We start from the raw sequence: 15849 nt of genomic DNA, 5'->3' as shown, positions 1-15849 counted from the left end.
CTCACCGTTATACACGCCGAACTCCATTTTCTCGTTGTAGAAGTGGCAGCCCGTCCGTAGGTTTTTGGACTTGTTTTGAGTTTTGAGATTTTGCATAGTTTTTTGATATTCTTATTATTTGTTTTTAAAGCCTTGAAAGTCGTAACAGACTATGTCTTTGGTTTTTCTCATTGTTTATGTTTTTTAAAAGCTCTACTTGCTTGTTGATTTTTTATGCATAAAAGAACACCACTCGGACTTTGGCGGGATCGTAGTAGAAATCGACTTCGCTAATAAGGAAGTGGATCTTGAATACTTCGGCCATGACGCTTATGTAATCTTCGAGATAGTCATCAAAGGTAGCTCTTGGGGAACGGTAATAATCGTCTTCCTCGACCTCGGTCGGTTTGGAAGCGTTGGTGGCATTGGCCAACATCTTGATGATTAACTGCATGTTGCGGTCGTGAAAGGCATCGGCAAGATGGGAATAGACTTGCTCCTGACATTTGTCGGCAAACGCTTCGAGTTCGGACAGCAGGAAGCATTCGGTACGGACGGGTCAGTCGTAGTGCTCGATATAGGCTCTGGTCTCATCGTTTAGCTCGCTTTGGACTATCGGGTGACTGATATCGTCGACCGAATACAATGATCCGGGGGAATAAAAACCAGAGGATGAACGACGCAAAAAGTAATGATGCTTGGTGAGTTTCAGATCATCGGTAACCAGATCGGGCTGGCTGTAACTACTTTCTTTGTACTTGCTCCATAGTGGTAGCAAGTGCCAATGGTTGTCCTTGTCGAGGACTTCTATAAAACGGTGTGCATATACGCCCATAGTTTATTTCTTTCTGTTTGATTCGTTAATATTATCCTCAACAATATACTTCTCATTGATGGACCAGGCTGCCCATGGCTCGATACGGAATTTGTCGAGGGGACGCTTGACTTTTTTGTATTTTAGTGTGCCTTCGCCAGAGTAATCGTATTGCCAAGCATCGAAGTAGGGGATGAGCTCCTCTTGATCATTGAAGAGAGTGCGACAGACCTTGTGACAAGGCGGGTAGAAGAAGGAGGCGAGGGCATCCCAGCCCAAGTAGTCATCGATGCTCATCATGGGCCAGAAATGGGTGTCCTTCTTATCGTCATCGTCTCTCAATGATGTGGCGTATTCGATATGGCCATCGTTGTTGATGACAACTTCGATGCGCTTGTACTGCAGTAGTTTTTCCACGGTGTCGATGTCGCTCTCGGTGATGAAGGTGAGGAACAGGTCCATTGGGCTGTGGGTCTCTTCCATATAGTGAGGGATGCAGAAGTTGAAATTCTGTTTCTCTTTGCTAACACCGATGTACTGCCCTGAGAGGATGTTGAGCAGCATAACAGGCATTACTTTTCCGTAGCCCCACTGGAGGTGATAGACTTTGTTGAGGCGGGCGCCAGCTTTGTTCTCCATCGAGAGGAGAAGGTTGGTTCGTTGTCCCATAATTATTTGTTGTTAGATTTATTGTTCTACTTTTTTTTGTTGTTTGCTTGTTATATGTTATTCGCCCTCCAAGCAGCATGCCGCAAAGGAGTTCTAATCCCCAGGCTTGAAGGAAGGTGATTTCCGGGAGGTTGAAGAGATGAGGAAGGATCCAATTCCAGATGATTTGTGCTGGGCAGCGACTACCTTCAATGTCGGCAGATGATGGGTGACCACAATGATATGCTTGGCAGAACTTTCTTCTAATGCCTGCTTCAAGAACTTCAGGCATTTCTCATGCTCCAAATTGAAATCATCAGGTGTGAACCGTCTGCCATCATACATAATCTGCCGGAAATCATTCATACCCCTCTGAACGAGATACATGTCGGGCTCTGGTATTTTGGACCAAAGGGTGGTGAGGATAAAGTCAGTATCATTTATCCGAACCACCTTGTTGTAGTAATAACCTACATTCTCACGAAACATCCATTGCCAACTATCACCTCGTGCAGTTACATCGCCATCACTATAAAATTCATGATTGCCAGGCACTAGCAACACCTGCCGGAAGTTCTTTGAAGCCCAGTTCCAAAATTTCTTTTGTGGTGCGACGGTATCCCGCAGGTAGAACGTGTCACCAGCGAGCACCAAAACGTCACCCACGACCTCAAACTCATTCGCACGAATATACCGCGAATTATCCCACAATTCCATATGGAGGTCACTCATGTATTGTATTCTCATTGCCTATATTATTTTATTTCGTTCGACTTTCTACCTATAAGTAGGGGAAAAGGGGAAATGTTACGGCTTTGGAGCATAAAAAATGCAAAATGTTTGCTTTTTGCATCTTTAACTGTAATTTTGAACAAAATTTGAAAAAGAATTCGTAACTTTGCGGCCAAAGGCCGCGAAGCTGCTCACGCTCGGCCATCGATGCATTGCAACGCCACACTCTGTACCTTCAGGTCAGAGAAGTATCATGCCCCTCGCTTAACAGCAGCTTTGTCAGTCGTAAATGACAGTCGAAGACAAAAGAAAGTAGCGTATGACTGAAATTCATAAACGATATCGTCTGACTTCTAACGAGGAGCCTACCGACGAAATGCTACAGGCTCTGATGGAGGATGTGGCTCAGGCTGCTCGCGAGTCAAGCGCGAAAGCTGAGGCAGAAAAGAAACGCAGGCTTCAGGCTGTAGCCAAGGAAATTGAAGAGTGGAAATATACGGCAGGACTATGACAGGAAGAAGGCCTACACTCTGCGTTGTTGCCGGCCCCAATGGTTCGGGCAAGACGACAACTACCATTCAGTTGCTCAACAACGAGTGGGCTGCTTTTGCACATCTGATCCTACCATCAACGTTGCCCGCATCACACAGCGTTATCTGAACGGTGGTCATGAGGTTCCCATCTCCAAGATTATCTCCCGCTACTACAAGTCGCTCGTTAATGCTAGCAAGGCCATCACCTTTGTTGACCGTGCCTACATTTATGACAACTCTATTGATAATCAGCTTCCACGTTTGTTATTTCGTACTACTGATGGCCAGCTATTCAAGCAGTACACTGACGATATTCCCGAATGGGCTAAGACGTTGATATAAGATGAGAAAAGCATTTGCCTTATGAAATATTCAAAATTGACTATTGCTGGTGTTCCAAAGTCTTTTGAAATTTGGGACGTAGTGGACTATGTTCAACCCCTTCAGGAAGATGCAAGTCCTGATGATGTGCAGTATGATTTTTATTCGTTGGAATGTGACGAGGAAAAAGGGGAGGAGGCTTGTGTGTTGTTCAAATATGATGAGTCGGCCACAGGGATATTCGTGACTCACACTCCACATCTGCAGACCCTGTCCATTGAACTGTCTCCGTGGGCAGTGGAGACCGATGTGCAGTTGTATGCTTTATTTGTGAATGCGTTTCTTGCCAAGCATAAAGGGACCCGACTTTATGACAAATATGCTCCACTAAAGAGTCTGACCGATGATGATGTCCAGAAAATGATAGAAGAGCGGAAACGGTATCTCAAACGTCTGCTCACTACGAAAGATGGTTTTACGATGGAAGGGATTAACGCAGATTTTACGCTCAAGGTGGCCCATCTGAAACCTGCAGTATCAGTGGATACACAGATTCAGGAGTTACAACAACAGTTCGTAAAAATGCAGTGGGAGACAGAGTAGGTTAAGCTCTAACTATTATCAAAATTTGTCATAGCAAATTGTCTTACTTGATCTGAAATGTCTGGTGTCTTTGAAGTTGAGTGAGAGAATAGCCTTGGCATCGGTCTGAATAGCCCGAAGCAAGTCGTGATTATCAAGAAAGGCTGTTTCTGATTTTGCAGCGGTTTCGATGCATTGGGTCAGTTGTTCCATTAGCATAGCGACAATGATGATTATCTGACCGTAATCGTGGGCCTCTACCATTTCTAAGACCTTGTGCAATTCTCTATCTGCGAAAGTGACAGGGCGAAATTGGCCGTCATCACCCATAGTGTAGGCAGTTATTTCCTTGCCACTGACCTTTTGTAGTATATCAATGACGGAAACACGCGAATTGGCTTCGATGGCATTGAGGAGTGGGTAAAGATTCTGGGGATGAGTATCTTGAACGATGTCGACACACTCGTGATAGAGGTCATAAAACACCGTGTGGTATTTTAGTTGTTCGTGAGTAATACCTGTGGTTTTGATGCTGCCATCAGGATTGTAATCCTCATCATCGCCTCCATACTCATTCAGGAAATCAAGGCGTTTAGAGAGAGCATAATACTCCCAACTGCCATTGAACTCATCGAAATATTCATCGATGGTAGTAATCCATTCTTGCAGACGTTTCACAACCTCATGCAGCCATTTCTCCCAGAGGAGGATCTGATAGTAGGTAATCATTTTGAAGGCAGCTTCTTCGCCTTTGGTGTCATCGAATATTCGTGGCCGAGTCATAATCCAAAGAGTGGTAATCTTCGAGATGACCTTGTTAAAGACGATAGCCAGAGGCAGATTACTTTCAATATGCTGTATCATATGCTTCATACAATCCATTCATAATCGTATTACCGTGATAGATTTTTGATGTTCGTTCCTCTGGCTTGGAAAGAGAAGGCGTTTCAGTTGCTCACTGAAATCCCTATCATTGTAAAGTATCCGCACAATGCGATTTTGGATGATGTAGGTCATAAACGTGATGTTTTCGTTCGACTTTCTGCCTTTAAGTAGGGAAAAATAGGAAATGTTACATGGAAAATGAAGATATTTTCATGTTTTTGATGAGATATGAAGAAAAATGACTATCTTTACAGCGTGAATCTAAAACAAATAGACGTATGGGAAAGTTTGAATTGATGGCGCTACCGTATGCGATCGACGCATTGGAGCCGGTGATCAGCAAGCAGACGCTGGAGTTTCATCATGGGAAGCATTTGACGGGGTATGTGAATAACCTGAACGGGTTGCTGCCAGGAAGTGGCTTTGAGAATGCTTCGTTAGAAGATATCGTGCTGAAGGCTACAGGCGGAATGCTGAATAACGCGGGGCAGATACTGAACCATGAGTTGTATTTTGGGCAGTTCTCGGGTGAGCCGACGAAATCGGCTCCTACGGGAAAACTCGCTGAAGCAATCGAGCGAGACTTCGGGTCGTTTGAGGCGTTCAAGGAGGCATTCCAGAAGGGTGGGGCAACGCTCTTTGGTTCTGGATGGGTGTGGCTGTCGGCTGATAAGGATGGCAAACTGGTGATTACTCAGGAGGCAAATGCTGCGAATCCCATTCAGAAGGGCCTGAAGCCGCTGCTGACCTTTGACGTGTGGGAGCATGCGTACTATCTGGACTATCAGAACCGTCGTCCTGACCATCTGGCCGCCCTCTGGCAGATTATCGATTGGAACGTCATCGAACAGCGCTATCAAAACAGATAATATATTTTTTTAACCAACAAAAAAGAGACTTATGAAAGAACTGAAAGGAACAAAGACCGAGCAGAACCTCAAGGAGGCTTTTGCAGGCGAGAGTATGGCACGCAACAAGTACACGTATTTTGCTTCTAAGGCCAAGAAGGATGGATTCGTGCAGATAGCCGCTATCTTTGAGGAGACCGCTGCCAACGAGAAGGAGCACGCGAAGATGTGGTATAAGTACTTGAATGGCGGTAGCGTGAGCGATACAAAAACAAACCTGGCGGATGCTGCCAATGGCGAGAACTTCGAGTGGACAGATATGTATGCGCGTATGGCCAAGGAGGCTCGCGAGGAGGGTTTTAACGAGATTGCTGCAAAGTTTGAACTCGTTGGGGCTATCGAGAAACATCACGAGGAGCGTTATCGCAAGTTGCTGAAGAACATTGAGGATGCTGTGGTCTTCTCTCGCGAGGGTGATGTCATCTGGCAATGCAGCAACTGCGGCCATATCGTTATCGGCAAGAAGGCTCCCGAGGTGTGTCCAGTGTGTGACCATCCGCAGAGCTACTTCCAGATCAAGGCAGAGAACTATTGATAATTGAAGTCATCGAAGATAATCATTGATGCACGACTACCCAGACAGGATGTCGCCAAAACAGGCTCGGGCGTTTCGTGATGCCGTGCTGAATATCGTCAGCCAGATACCTTGCGGACGGGTGACCACCTACGGCCATATTGCCGCCTTGGCAGGCTGGCCCAGCCATTCGAGGATGGTGGGCCGCACGCTTCGTTATACGCCTGGAGCAGAGTCATTGCCCTGTCATCGTGTGGTCAACAAGGAAGGCCGCACAGCCCCTGGCTGGAGCCGCCAGCGCACCCTGCTTGAGGAAGAGGGTGTCCGTTTCAAGACCAACGGCCATGTGGATATGGCGCGGCATCTGTGGGAACCGCCAATGGAATAAAATCGCTATTCGAATGCTTTTTTTCTGGTACACGTAGCCGCACTTTTTCCTACGTGTACCAGTATTTTTTTGTATGTACGGGCGCAAAATTTAGATAATTTGACAAGAATTTTTACTTGATAATAGGGCGTATTTGCCGATTTTGTAGCAAGGTCGTTGGAAGGTCGTAGCAAGGTCGTTGGTAGGGGGAAGGAAGGGACTAGGTTTTTGTAATAAAAAAAGGAAATATAATACACCAAGAAGAGGGGTAGAAGAGGGAAAGAAGACTCCTCCTATGGTGTTCCTTTAGTCTTCCTTATGTGCTAATTCCTCCTCTTTTTTCATTTTCGTTGCATTTCCCTGCCTTTCCATGTGATACAGAAATAGTTCCCAGGCTGCATCGACTTGCTCGTCTGTGGCGTTAGAAAAAGTGTATCATATTTACACAAAATCGAACTTTCATGTGAATAAAGTCTTTGTGAAAGCGTAGCCATAGTTCAGACGGACGGTTGCGTCGGAGATGGCAGGCTATATCCATACTCTACTCATACTGTTTGAGTATGCCTAGAGTATGCTTAGAGTATGGCTAGAAGCAGGCTAGAGTATGGCTACAGTATGGGTAAAGCCTCATTTTCTTGAAAAAGATGGGCAGTTGGAGAACGTTGTTTTCATGAACATATGTTCGTGGGACTTTCCAGATATGTTCATAAGAGGTGAGAACCTATGTTCGTGAGGCAATGAACATAGGTTGAGCGGGAAAAGGCACTATTTTGCATAAAAAAGCATAAAAAGTGGCTGATATTTTCGATTATTTCATTATTTCGTGAAGAAATTGAGAATAAATCACTACCTTTGTGCAATAAACTATTGAATATGGAAGATATTAACCGAATAAAAATGGTCTTGTTCGAGAAGAAACGAACTGCACGTTGGCTTGCAGGACAGTTGGGGGTTACTCCGTCAACGGTCAGTAAATGGTGTACTAACACTTCGCAGCCAGATTTGGCTTGTCTGCTGAAGATTGCAGACTTGCTCGAAGTGGATATCAAGGAACTACTTGTGAGAGAGTACAAACAATATCTCCTTTCTCAGGAATCAAAATGAATAACGCAGAACTATCGCAACAAGGTCGTTGGAAGGTCATTCGGCCGTCGTTGGTATATCGTAGCGAGGCCGAGGATAAAGGTGGCCGAGAGCAAGCCGAGACATTCTTGGGCTAGCCAAGCGACCAAGGTCGAGCGCGGGAGAGGTTCGAGAGATCTTCGAGAAGCCAAGTCGAGGCTATCCAAGAGAATAAAAACAAAAATGAAGATATGATTGCATTTATTGATACGGAGGTGAATCCGCAGACGAAAAAGGTGGCGGATTACGGAGCAGTTAGGGAGGATGGTGCAGTATTGCACTCTAGCTTCAAGGCTGACTTCGATGCCTTTGTGTCAAAATGCGATACGGTGTGTGGGCATAACATCATCAATTTCGACCTGATGTATACTTCATTGAGGGGTAATCCTATGATTGTTGATACGCTGTTTTTATCACCTCTACTTTTCCCTAAGCGACCATATCATCATCTGGTAAAGGATGATAAGTTACAGGTGGACGAACTGAACAATCCTGTGAATGATTCGATGAAGGCTCGTGACTTGCTAAATGACGAGGTTGCAGCTTGGAATCAGTTGACGGAGAATAGAAGGGAAATCTATTATTACTTGCTGAATGAAACACAGGAGTTTGGAGGCTTTTTCAAGTATATAGGATATTCGCCAAATGTCAGTTGGATATCATCCATATTTGCATTCAGACTAGATTGGAAGCAATTGATTCTAAAGGAGTATGAGGGGAAGATATGCAGTAATGCTGACTTCGAAATCTTGGCCAAACAGTATCCCATAGAGTTGGCTTATTGTTTAGCTGTTATTGGTGCTGACGACATCTTTTCTATCACTCCGGCATGGGTAATACGAAACTACCCGCAGGTGGTGAATGTGATGAACATGCTGTGCAACACATCTTGTGGCGATTGCGAGTTTTGTCATCAGCGGTTAGATGCTCATTACGGGCTGAAGGAATTCTTTGGTTATGATGAGTTCCGTATCTTCGATGGTGTTCCTATGCAACAGCAGGCAGTGGAATCTGCTATTCAAGGAGAATCCTTGCTGACGATATTCCCGACAGGAGGTGGTAAGAGTCTTACGTTCCAATTGCCTGCTTTGATGGCTGGGCGGAATACGCATGGGCTAACAGTGGTTATTTCGCCTTTACAGTCGTTGATGAAAGACCAGGTGGACAACCTTGCTGCTCGTGGTATTAGTGATGCAGTGACCATCAATGGACTATTAGATCCTATCGAACGTGCTACTGCTATTGAGCAGGTAGCTGATGGAACTGCCAATTTGTTATATATCGCTCCAGAAATGTTGCGTAGCAAGACCATAGAGCGATTGTTGATGGGGCGCAATGTTGTTCGTTTTGTAATAGATGAGGCACACTGCTTCTCAGCATGGGGTCACGATTTCCGTGTGGATTATCTATATATCGGTGATTTCATTCGCCAGTTGCAGGAAAAGAAACAGTTAGACCAACCAATTGCGGTTTCGTGTTTTACAGCGACAGCCAAACAAAAGGTTATCAGCGATATCTGTGACTACTTCAGAGCCAAGTTGGGCTTGGAACTGAAAGTGTTTGCAGCCAATGCAGAGCGTAAGAATTTGCGTTACTCTGTGCTTCATGCTGATACTGCTGATGAGAAATATAACTTACTTCGCTCATTGATTCTAGGGCACAATTGCCCTTCGATAGTATATGTATCACGAACCCGAAGAACTCGCGAATTGGCACAGCATTTGGTCAATGACGGCATTCGAGCTTTGCCATTCAATGGAAAAATGGAGGCAGCCGAGAAGGTGAAAAACCAGAATGCGTTTATGAGTGGTGAAGCACAGGTGATTGTCGCCACTTCTGCATTCGGTATGGGCGTTGACAAAAAAGATGTGGGATTGGTAGTACACTATAACATCAGCGACTCACTGGAGAACTACGTGCAAGAGGCTGGCCGTGCAGGACGTGATCCACAAATGCAGGCAGAATGCTTTGTACTGTATGCTGACAGCGACCTTGATAAGCACTTTATACTTCTCAACCAGACGAAGCTCAGTATCAGTGAAATTCAGCAGGTTTGGAAAGCCATTAAGGATCTTACGGCTAAGCGAGATAAGGTAAGTTGTTCGCCATTGGATATAGCACGTCAGGCTGGATGGGGAGATGAAATAGATGACATTGAGACTCGAGTTAAAGCTGCAATAGCAGCTCTCGAAGATGCAGGATTCATACAACGTGGCAGTAACTCGCCGCACGTATTTGCTACGGGTATTGCCGTGAAGAATATGGACGAGGCACGGCGTAAGCTGATGATTTCACCTCTCTTTGACGAACAGTCACGTGAAGAAGCTGCCCGCATCATCAAATCACTCATCAGTGCACGTGCGACTGCAGAAGGACGAGGTGCTGAAGCTGAAAGTCGGGTGGATTATCTCGCTGATATCCTTGGCATGAATAAAGCGACTGTCATACGCAACATCAATTTGATGCGGCAGGATGGCTTGCTGGCCGATAGTCGCGACATGCAAGCATGGATTACCAAGAGTACGACAGTGAGGAACCTTGATGCCATGTTGCGACTGGAACAGTTTATGTTGCAGCAGTTCTCAGAAGAGTCACGTCGGTTCAGTTATAAGGAACTGAATGAGGAAGCTCAAAAGGCAGGCATGAATTATTCTAATGTCAAACGCCTAAGGATGTTGCTGCACTTCATGACGCTGAAAGGATATATCTACAAACAAGAGCATAGTATTACGGGATACGTCAATGTAAGATTTCAGTCGTCCAAAGAAGCAACAAATACTCGATTTGAACGACGGATGGATATTAGTAGGTTTATTGTCGACAGTTTGAGTGTTCAGAAGGACGATGGCAAGGACACTACGCTTGTTAACTTTTCCGTTGTAGAACTACTACAGCAATTCATTGCCAGTCGACAAAAAACGATGTTTGCCGAAAATGAAAAGCCCACAATTGCTGACATCGAGGAAGCTTTGCTGTATCTCACCAAGACAGAGTTGATGAAGATAGAGGGTGGTTTTATCGTTCTCTATAATACCATGCAGATAGGCCGCCTCGTTGCAACACGAACACGATATGGCAAGGAACAATATCGCTTGTTGGATGAATTCTATAAACAACGAATCCGCCAGATCCATATCGTGGGTGAATATGCAAACTTGATGGTGCGTGACTACAATGCTGCATTGCGTTTTGTGAACGACTACTTTACACTTGATTTCCGCAAATTCATCAACCAGTATTTCAAAGAAGAACGTCGGGCGCAGATTGACCAGAATATCACTCCCGCTAAATACAATAAACTCTTTGGTGAGCTCTCCAATCGTCAATGTGAGATTATTGATGACAAGGAGTCGAAATATATCGTGGTGGCAGCAGGACCGGGAAGTGGTAAAACGCGCGTATTAGTGCATAAGTTGGCGTCATTGTTGTTACTGGAGGATGTAAAACACGAACAGCTGCTGATGCTTACGTTTTCGAGAGCAGCAGCAACAGAGTTCAAGAAACGACTCATAGATTTGGTGGGTAATGCTGCGCACTATGTGGACATCAAAACATTCCATTCCTATAGCTTTGACCTTGTTGGCAAACAGGGAAGTTTGGACGAGGCCAAAGATGTGGTACGCCTTGCAGCAGAGATGATTGAAAATAGCGAGGTGGAGGCATCGAAGATAGCAAAGAGTGTGCTGGTTATTGATGAGGCTCAGGATATGGGCCAGGATGATTTCCGTTTGGTTCAGGCTTTGATGCGACAGAATGAAGAAATGCGTGTCATTGCTGTGGGTGATGACGACCAGAATATTTATGGCTTCCGTGGTTCCGACTCACGATATATGCAGTCACTCGTTGAGCAAGAGGGTGCTAAGTTATACGAGATGACAGACAACTATCGCTCTGCGAAAGCAGTAGTTGACTGTGCCAACCGATATGTGCAGCGGATTCCTGGTCGTTTGAAACATACTTCCATCAAGTCTGCGACACGGGAAGATGGCAAGGTGATGACTTTGAAATCGCTTCTGGATGCTGAAATTAAAGTGGAGGGAAGTACCGCTATATTGACTCGCACAAATGAGGAAACAATGCAAGTAGCTTATGAGTTAGAGCAACGCGGCTTACATGCTACAATTGCGCAATCAATGGGAGGATTCCGTTTTGGGAATCTTGCGGAAGTCCGCTATTTCCTTAAACAGCTTGGTGGGAAAAATGAAGTGACCATTTCAAAAGAAAAGTGGAATGAGGCCAAACAGCGTACACTGGAAACCTATGCGTCAAGTTCTTGTCTAAGTGTCATGCAGCATTTCTTCTCAGACTTTGAGATTACTCATCAATTCTACTATCGCAGCGACTTACGTGAATACATCTTCGAGTCGAATATTGAAGATTTTATAGCAGCTGATGATAAGTCAGTGTTTGTGAGCACTATCCACAAAGCAAAGGGGCGTGAATTTAATACCGTTTATCTTTTGTCGCCAATTCCAGACGGGAGGGATGTTAATGATGTGCGAGCTTATTACGTGGGACTCACTCGGGCAAAGCGTAACCTGTATCTGGTTACAAATCCTCCTACCGAGTATTCTTCGATATCGATCGCTTTGAATATGCGTGATGTCTGGCTTGATTTCTTTAAGGGACGCAAGGATATTGTGCTTCGTCTCAGAAGTGGTGACAACCTGCAATACAAAGACGGATACCTGCTAAATGAACAAGAAATCAATATTGCTGCTTTGTCTGCCTCTGGTAAAGACAAACTGAAGGTATGGACGCATAAAGGTTACGAAGTGACAAACGCAAAGGTAAGCTATACTTTGGCTTGGAAACCCAAAGATGCAGATATGGAATATGCCGTTTGTTTGGCAAATATGGTTTTATCTAAGATTGAAAATAATAAAGAATAAATATGGAACTAAAGTCGGGTATATACGAATCGTTGATATATGAGGCTCTGAAGAAAAAGTTGGAGACTCTATCTGATAAGTATGTCTTTACTGACAGTATTGATTCAGGGGAGGCACCTAAATTGCTTACCAATTACGTGGCTAAGATTATCAATAGTCTGCTTTCTGATGATTCGCTGTTTGAGACGCTTGATGGCAGATTCAAATTCGTTAATGACATCCTGAACTACATCGATAAGAACTGGCAATGTGACATTGATGATAGTTTACTGACGAATCAAGAAGAACTGCTGAGTGGTATTGTTGATATGGCCGGACTTACGAAGGAACAGGCAAAACAGCGTGTTACAATGCGTCCTCTTTCTGGCTTCACGGTCAGCAACCTTTTTACAGGTAGTAACACAGATCTTTCGATTGATGGTGAGATAGAACGCGATATTCATACAGCAGATGAGATCTATTGGATAGTTGCTTTTGTGAGGTTTTCTGGTGTCAGAATTTTCGAGAATGCTCTGCGCGAGTTCCTTGCTAAGCCTAATGCAAAATTGAGGCTCATCACCACAACTTACATGGGTGCCAGTGAGCCCAAGGCTGTTGACTTTCTAAAACAGCTGGCTCCCAACAAGGTTGAGATAAAGGTATCTTATAATTGCGACTTAGACCGCTTGCACGCTAAGTCCTATATCTTTGTCAGGGAGAGTGGCATGAATACTGCTTATATTGGTTCTTCGAATATGTCACGTTCCGCTTTGACAAAGGGCTTGGAGTGGAACATGCGTATTACCAATCAGGAGAATCCGCACATCATTCAGAAAGCCCTTGCCACGTTTGACACATACTGGAACAGCGACAATTTCGAGGATTATGACTATGACCGTTTCGTGGCTGCCATAGCAGAGCGAAATGAAGTAAACAGAAGCGTAGGTCGTGTTCTGCAAAAATATCATGTATTGCCTCACCAAAAGGCTATCCTCGACAAATTGACGGTAGAACGTGAGATACATCAAAGCTATAAGAACCTGATAGTAGCTGCAACAGGTACAGGTAAGACCGTGATAGCGGCTTTTGACTACAAGCGTTTCTATGATGCCAATCAGCGCCATCGACTGCTTTTTGTGGCTCATCGAAAGGAAATATTGGAACAGTCTGTCAAGACGTTCTGCTCCGTTTTGGGCTTCCACGAATTTGGTGAACTCTGGGTAGGTGACCACAGACCTTCTGCATCAGGCGACCTGAGTCATTTGTTTATCTCCATACAGTCGTTTAACTCCAATCTCGACACGTTCCGTAGATGTGGAGCCGACTATTATGACTACATCGTTGTGGACGAGGCTCATCATAGTGAAGCTATCAGCTATCAGAAGGTATTCGATTTATTTACGCCCAAGATACTGATAGGTCTGACTGCAACTCCTGAGCGTGCCGATGGCGTGAACCTTTCGAACTTCAATCAGCGTATCGCTGCCGAGCTACGTTTGCCTGAAGCTATCGACAATATGCTGCTGTCGCCTTTCCAATATTTCTGCGTAGGCGACAGAACTACAGACCTGAGTCATGTCGCTTGGACGCAAGGTGGTTACGATGAAAACGAACTTGTGAGAAAACTGAATACCACAGATAGATTGAGGCTTATTACAGAGTCGTTACCTCGTTATTTGTCAGATGAGCACAATTGCCGTGCACTATGTTTTTGCGCGAGGCTTGATCATGCGCGCGATGTAGCAGCGGGATTGTGTCTGACAGGCTATCGTGCAGCCATGTTATCTGGTGAGGACAGTTTGGAACGTCGTGAAGAAATAGTGAGCCAGTTCAGAGCCAGAAAAATCAATTACATCTGTGTGGTTGACATCTATAACGAGGGTGTTGATATTCCTGAGATTGACACGGTGCTTTTCCTGCGTCCAACTAAGAGCCTGACGATATTCCTTCAGCAGTTGGGTCGCGGTCTGCGCCTCGCTCCTGACAAAGAGTGTTTGACGGTACTTGATTTCGTGGCTCAGGCTCATGTAAACTACAGCTATGAAAGCCGTTTCAGGGCATTGATTCCCAAAGCGAAGAATGTCACAACAACAGCCATTAAGGGTGCTGTGGCAGAGAGTTTCACGATGCTACCTCGTGGATGCACCATCACGATGGATAAACTGGCTCGTGAGTACATCATCAGCAATATCAAGTCGGCCATCTTTAATCTGCGACGCCTTGTTCTGGAAGTACGCCAATTCAGAGTCAATAATGAGAAACCTCTAAATCTGCCAACATTCTTAGCGCAATACGATTTGGATATTCGCGTCATCTATAAAACAAGATGCTGGAGTGCATTGATGCGTGAAGCAGGCATGTTAACCTATCCTGTAGACGAGTTCACAAAAGTTTTCGAGAAGAATATGTCTCGCCTCATTCATGTTAACTCAGTCAGGTATCTTGGTTTTATCACAAAACTTATAGATAACGGATTTGAATATGAGCATAATGCAAGAAACAACACCTTTGCGCTGATGCTTTACTATGATTTGTTTGCGAAGTCGATAGACAATTTTGGACTAGCCAGCGTTGATGAAGGCCTGAAGAAGTTTGGGACTTATCCGTTGTTCGTAGACGAGTTGCGTCAGATTATGCAGTACTTGTCAGAACATCTGATGATATCCACGAAGCCTATCGCAGAATTGGGAGCTGATAACGTACTCGAATTGTTTGGTTGTTATACCCGTGAGGAACAACTCGCTATTTTCAATAGGCGTACAGCAGAAAAAGCTGGTGCCATTCCTCAAAGTGGCTGTTTGAATTTGGATGATATTAATACAGAGCTGCTTTGGGTGACACTGAATAAAAGTGACAAAGACTTCTCGCCAAGTACGCAATACGAAGACTATGCCATCAACGAGGCATTGTTTAATTGGCAGTCACAAAACAGCGCAAGTCATCAGAATTCTGGCCGTCGTTATGTAGAGCAAAGGACGAATGGTCGCAAGTTCTTGTTGTTTGTTAGAGAGCACAAAGTGGATGAATATGGTTTTACCTCACCTTATTATTGTTTAGGATTGGTGGACTATGTCAAATCGCATGGCGACAAACCCATGACTATTACTTGGGCCATGCAGAATCATATACCCGGCTTTATCTTGGATAAGGCTCAGAAAATGGCAGTAGGATAATGAAGCAGATAGAAGTCGTAGCAGCAATAATCCGCAAGGGAGATAAGATATTCGCCACCCAGCGGGGATATGGCGAGTGGAAGGACTGGTGGGAGTTCCCTGGCGGAAAGATGGAAACAGGGGAGACGCCGGAGGAGGCACTCGTGAGGGAGATTCGCGAAGAACTGTCTGCGGAAATCAGCGTGGATGAGTTTCTTTGTACGGTGGAGTATGATTATCCAAAGTTCCATTTAACCATGCATTGCTATCTATGCTCGCTGGTGACGGAGGCGCTGCATCTGAATGAGCACGAAGCGGCGAAGTGGCTGGCGAAGAATGAGCTGGATAGCGTTGACTGGTTACCAGCAGATGTGATTGTTGTTCAAACGATTAAAACAAGAATACGATAAATGAGCGAGAT

General features: G+C 44.9%; 13 protein-coding genes and 1 pseudogene. 11 read left to right on the top strand and 3 right to left on the bottom strand.

The genetic code is table 11. The features are described from left to right. Positions 1-280 precede the first annotated feature (280 nt). Positions 281-427, top strand: a complete 147-nt coding sequence (locus M1L52_RS14690; protein WP_248615775.1) for a hypothetical protein — start codon at positions 281-283, stop codon at positions 425-427. Positions 428-817: 390 nt separating this feature from the next. Here the strand turns inward: M1L52_RS14690 and M1L52_RS14685 are convergent, their stop codons facing one another. Both M1L52_RS14685 and M1L52_RS14680 read right to left on the bottom strand, forming a co-directional pair. Continuing rightward, the gene (locus tag M1L52_RS14685; protein ID WP_248615774.1) at positions 818-1462 is read right to left on the bottom strand and encodes a hypothetical protein; all 645 of its coding nucleotides are present in this window, start codon (positions 1460-1462) and stop codon (positions 818-820) included. Positions 1463-1597: 135 nt separating this feature from the next. Then, positions 1598-2188, bottom strand: a pseudogene (locus tag M1L52_RS14680) (metallophosphoesterase); the annotation flags it as partial. 304 nt (positions 2189-2492) lie between these two features. On the opposite strand from M1L52_RS14680, the gene M1L52_RS14675 reads away from it, so the two are divergent. The 3 genes from M1L52_RS14675 to M1L52_RS14665 are packed head-to-tail and all read left to right on the top strand — an operon-like array spanning position 2493 to position 3630. Beyond that, positions 2493-2684: a hypothetical protein gene (locus M1L52_RS14675; RefSeq protein WP_248615773.1), complete on the top strand. Its 192-nt coding sequence runs from the start codon at positions 2493-2495 to the stop codon at positions 2682-2684. Continuing rightward, complete coding sequence (locus M1L52_RS14670) at positions 2653-3048, top strand: hypothetical protein (RefSeq protein ID WP_410896789.1); 396 nt, start codon at positions 2653-2655, stop codon at positions 3046-3048. The genes M1L52_RS14675 and M1L52_RS14670 overlap by 32 nt, the downstream gene beginning before the upstream one ends. A gap of 21 nt (positions 3049-3069) precedes the next feature. Then, positions 3070-3630 (top strand): hypothetical protein, encoded by a 561-nt coding sequence (locus tag M1L52_RS14665; protein ID WP_248615772.1) that lies wholly within the window; start codon positions 3070-3072, stop codon positions 3628-3630. A gap of 18 nt (positions 3631-3648) precedes the next feature. Here M1L52_RS14665 and M1L52_RS14660 read toward each other — a convergent pair whose 3' ends face one another. Beyond that, the gene (locus M1L52_RS14660) at positions 3649-4482 is read right to left on the bottom strand and encodes a hypothetical protein (RefSeq protein ID WP_248615771.1); all 834 of its coding nucleotides are present in this window, start codon (positions 4480-4482) and stop codon (positions 3649-3651) included. Between the two features lie 290 nt (positions 4483-4772). Between M1L52_RS14660 and M1L52_RS14655 the strand changes: the two genes are divergently transcribed. The 7 genes from M1L52_RS14655 (at position 4773) to M1L52_RS14625 (ending at position 15838) form a co-directional block, all read left to right on the top strand. Then, positions 4773-5363, top strand: coding sequence for a superoxide dismutase (locus M1L52_RS14655; protein ID WP_248615770.1), 591 nt, complete (start codon positions 4773-4775; stop codon positions 5361-5363). A gap of 31 nt (positions 5364-5394) precedes the next feature. Then, complete coding sequence (gene rbr, locus M1L52_RS14650; RefSeq protein WP_248615769.1) at positions 5395-5937, top strand: rubrerythrin; 543 nt, start codon at positions 5395-5397, stop codon at positions 5935-5937. A gap of 28 nt (positions 5938-5965) precedes the next feature. Beyond that, entirely contained in the window at positions 5966-6304 is a 339-nt protein-coding gene (locus M1L52_RS14645) for an MGMT family protein (protein WP_248615768.1), read from the top strand. Positions 6305-7156: 852 nt separating this feature from the next. After that, on the top strand, positions 7157-7387 hold the full coding sequence (locus M1L52_RS14640) for a helix-turn-helix transcriptional regulator (RefSeq protein ID WP_248615767.1): 231 nt from the start codon (positions 7157-7159) through the stop codon (positions 7385-7387). Between the two features lie 209 nt (positions 7388-7596). Further along, complete coding sequence (locus M1L52_RS14635; protein ID WP_248615766.1) at positions 7597-12297, top strand: RecQ family ATP-dependent DNA helicase; 4701 nt, start codon at positions 7597-7599, stop codon at positions 12295-12297. 2 nt (positions 12298-12299) lie between these two features. Continuing rightward, a complete protein-coding gene (locus M1L52_RS14630; protein ID WP_248615765.1) occupies positions 12300-15449 on the top strand; it encodes a DUF3427 domain-containing protein in 3150 nt (1049 codons plus the stop codon). Continuing rightward, on the top strand, positions 15449-15838 hold the full coding sequence (locus tag M1L52_RS14625; protein ID WP_248615764.1) for a (deoxy)nucleoside triphosphate pyrophosphohydrolase: 390 nt from the start codon (positions 15449-15451) through the stop codon (positions 15836-15838). Before M1L52_RS14630 ends, M1L52_RS14625 begins: the two co-directional genes overlap by 1 nt. Positions 15839-15849 lie beyond the last annotated feature (11 nt).

Origin of the sequence: Prevotella sp. E13-27 (genome assembly GCF_023217965.1) — a bacterium.
GTDB lineage: Bacteria > Bacteroidota > Bacteroidia > Bacteroidales > Bacteroidaceae > Prevotella.
The sequence above is the reverse complement of the archived record's forward strand: the minus strand, read 5'-3'. Positions and strand labels throughout refer to the sequence as shown.

Excerpts from the sequence above, each read along its gene's own strand:
- M1L52_RS14630 (WP_248615765.1), top strand. The coding sequence starts at position 12,300 with ATGGAACTAAAGTCGGGTATATACGAATCGTTGATATATGAGGCTCTG.
- M1L52_RS14655 (WP_248615770.1), top strand. The coding sequence starts at position 4,773 with ATGGGAAAGTTTGAATTGATGGCGCTACCGTATGCGATCGACGCATTG.
- rbr (WP_248615769.1), top strand. The coding sequence starts at position 5,395 with ATGAAAGAACTGAAAGGAACAAAGACCGAGCAGAACCTCAAGGAGGCT.
- M1L52_RS14660 (WP_248615771.1), bottom strand. The coding sequence starts at position 4,482 with ATGAAGCATATGATACAGCATATTGAAAGTAATCTGCCTCTGGCTATC.
- M1L52_RS14635 (WP_248615766.1), top strand. The coding sequence starts at position 7,597 with ATGATTGCATTTATTGATACGGAGGTGAATCCGCAGACGAAAAAGGTG.
- M1L52_RS14640 (WP_248615767.1), top strand. The coding sequence starts at position 7,157 with ATGGAAGATATTAACCGAATAAAAATGGTCTTGTTCGAGAAGAAACGA.
- M1L52_RS14625 (WP_248615764.1), top strand. The coding sequence starts at position 15,449 with ATGAAGCAGATAGAAGTCGTAGCAGCAATAATCCGCAAGGGAGATAAG.
- M1L52_RS14675 (WP_248615773.1), top strand. The coding sequence starts at position 2,493 with ATGACTGAAATTCATAAACGATATCGTCTGACTTCTAACGAGGAGCCT.
- M1L52_RS14685 (WP_248615774.1), bottom strand. The coding sequence starts at position 1,462 with ATGGGACAACGAACCAACCTTCTCCTCTCGATGGAGAACAAAGCTGGC.
- M1L52_RS14645 (WP_248615768.1), top strand. The coding sequence starts at position 5,966 with ATGCACGACTACCCAGACAGGATGTCGCCAAAACAGGCTCGGGCGTTT.
- M1L52_RS14665 (WP_248615772.1), top strand. The coding sequence starts at position 3,070 with ATGAAATATTCAAAATTGACTATTGCTGGTGTTCCAAAGTCTTTTGAA.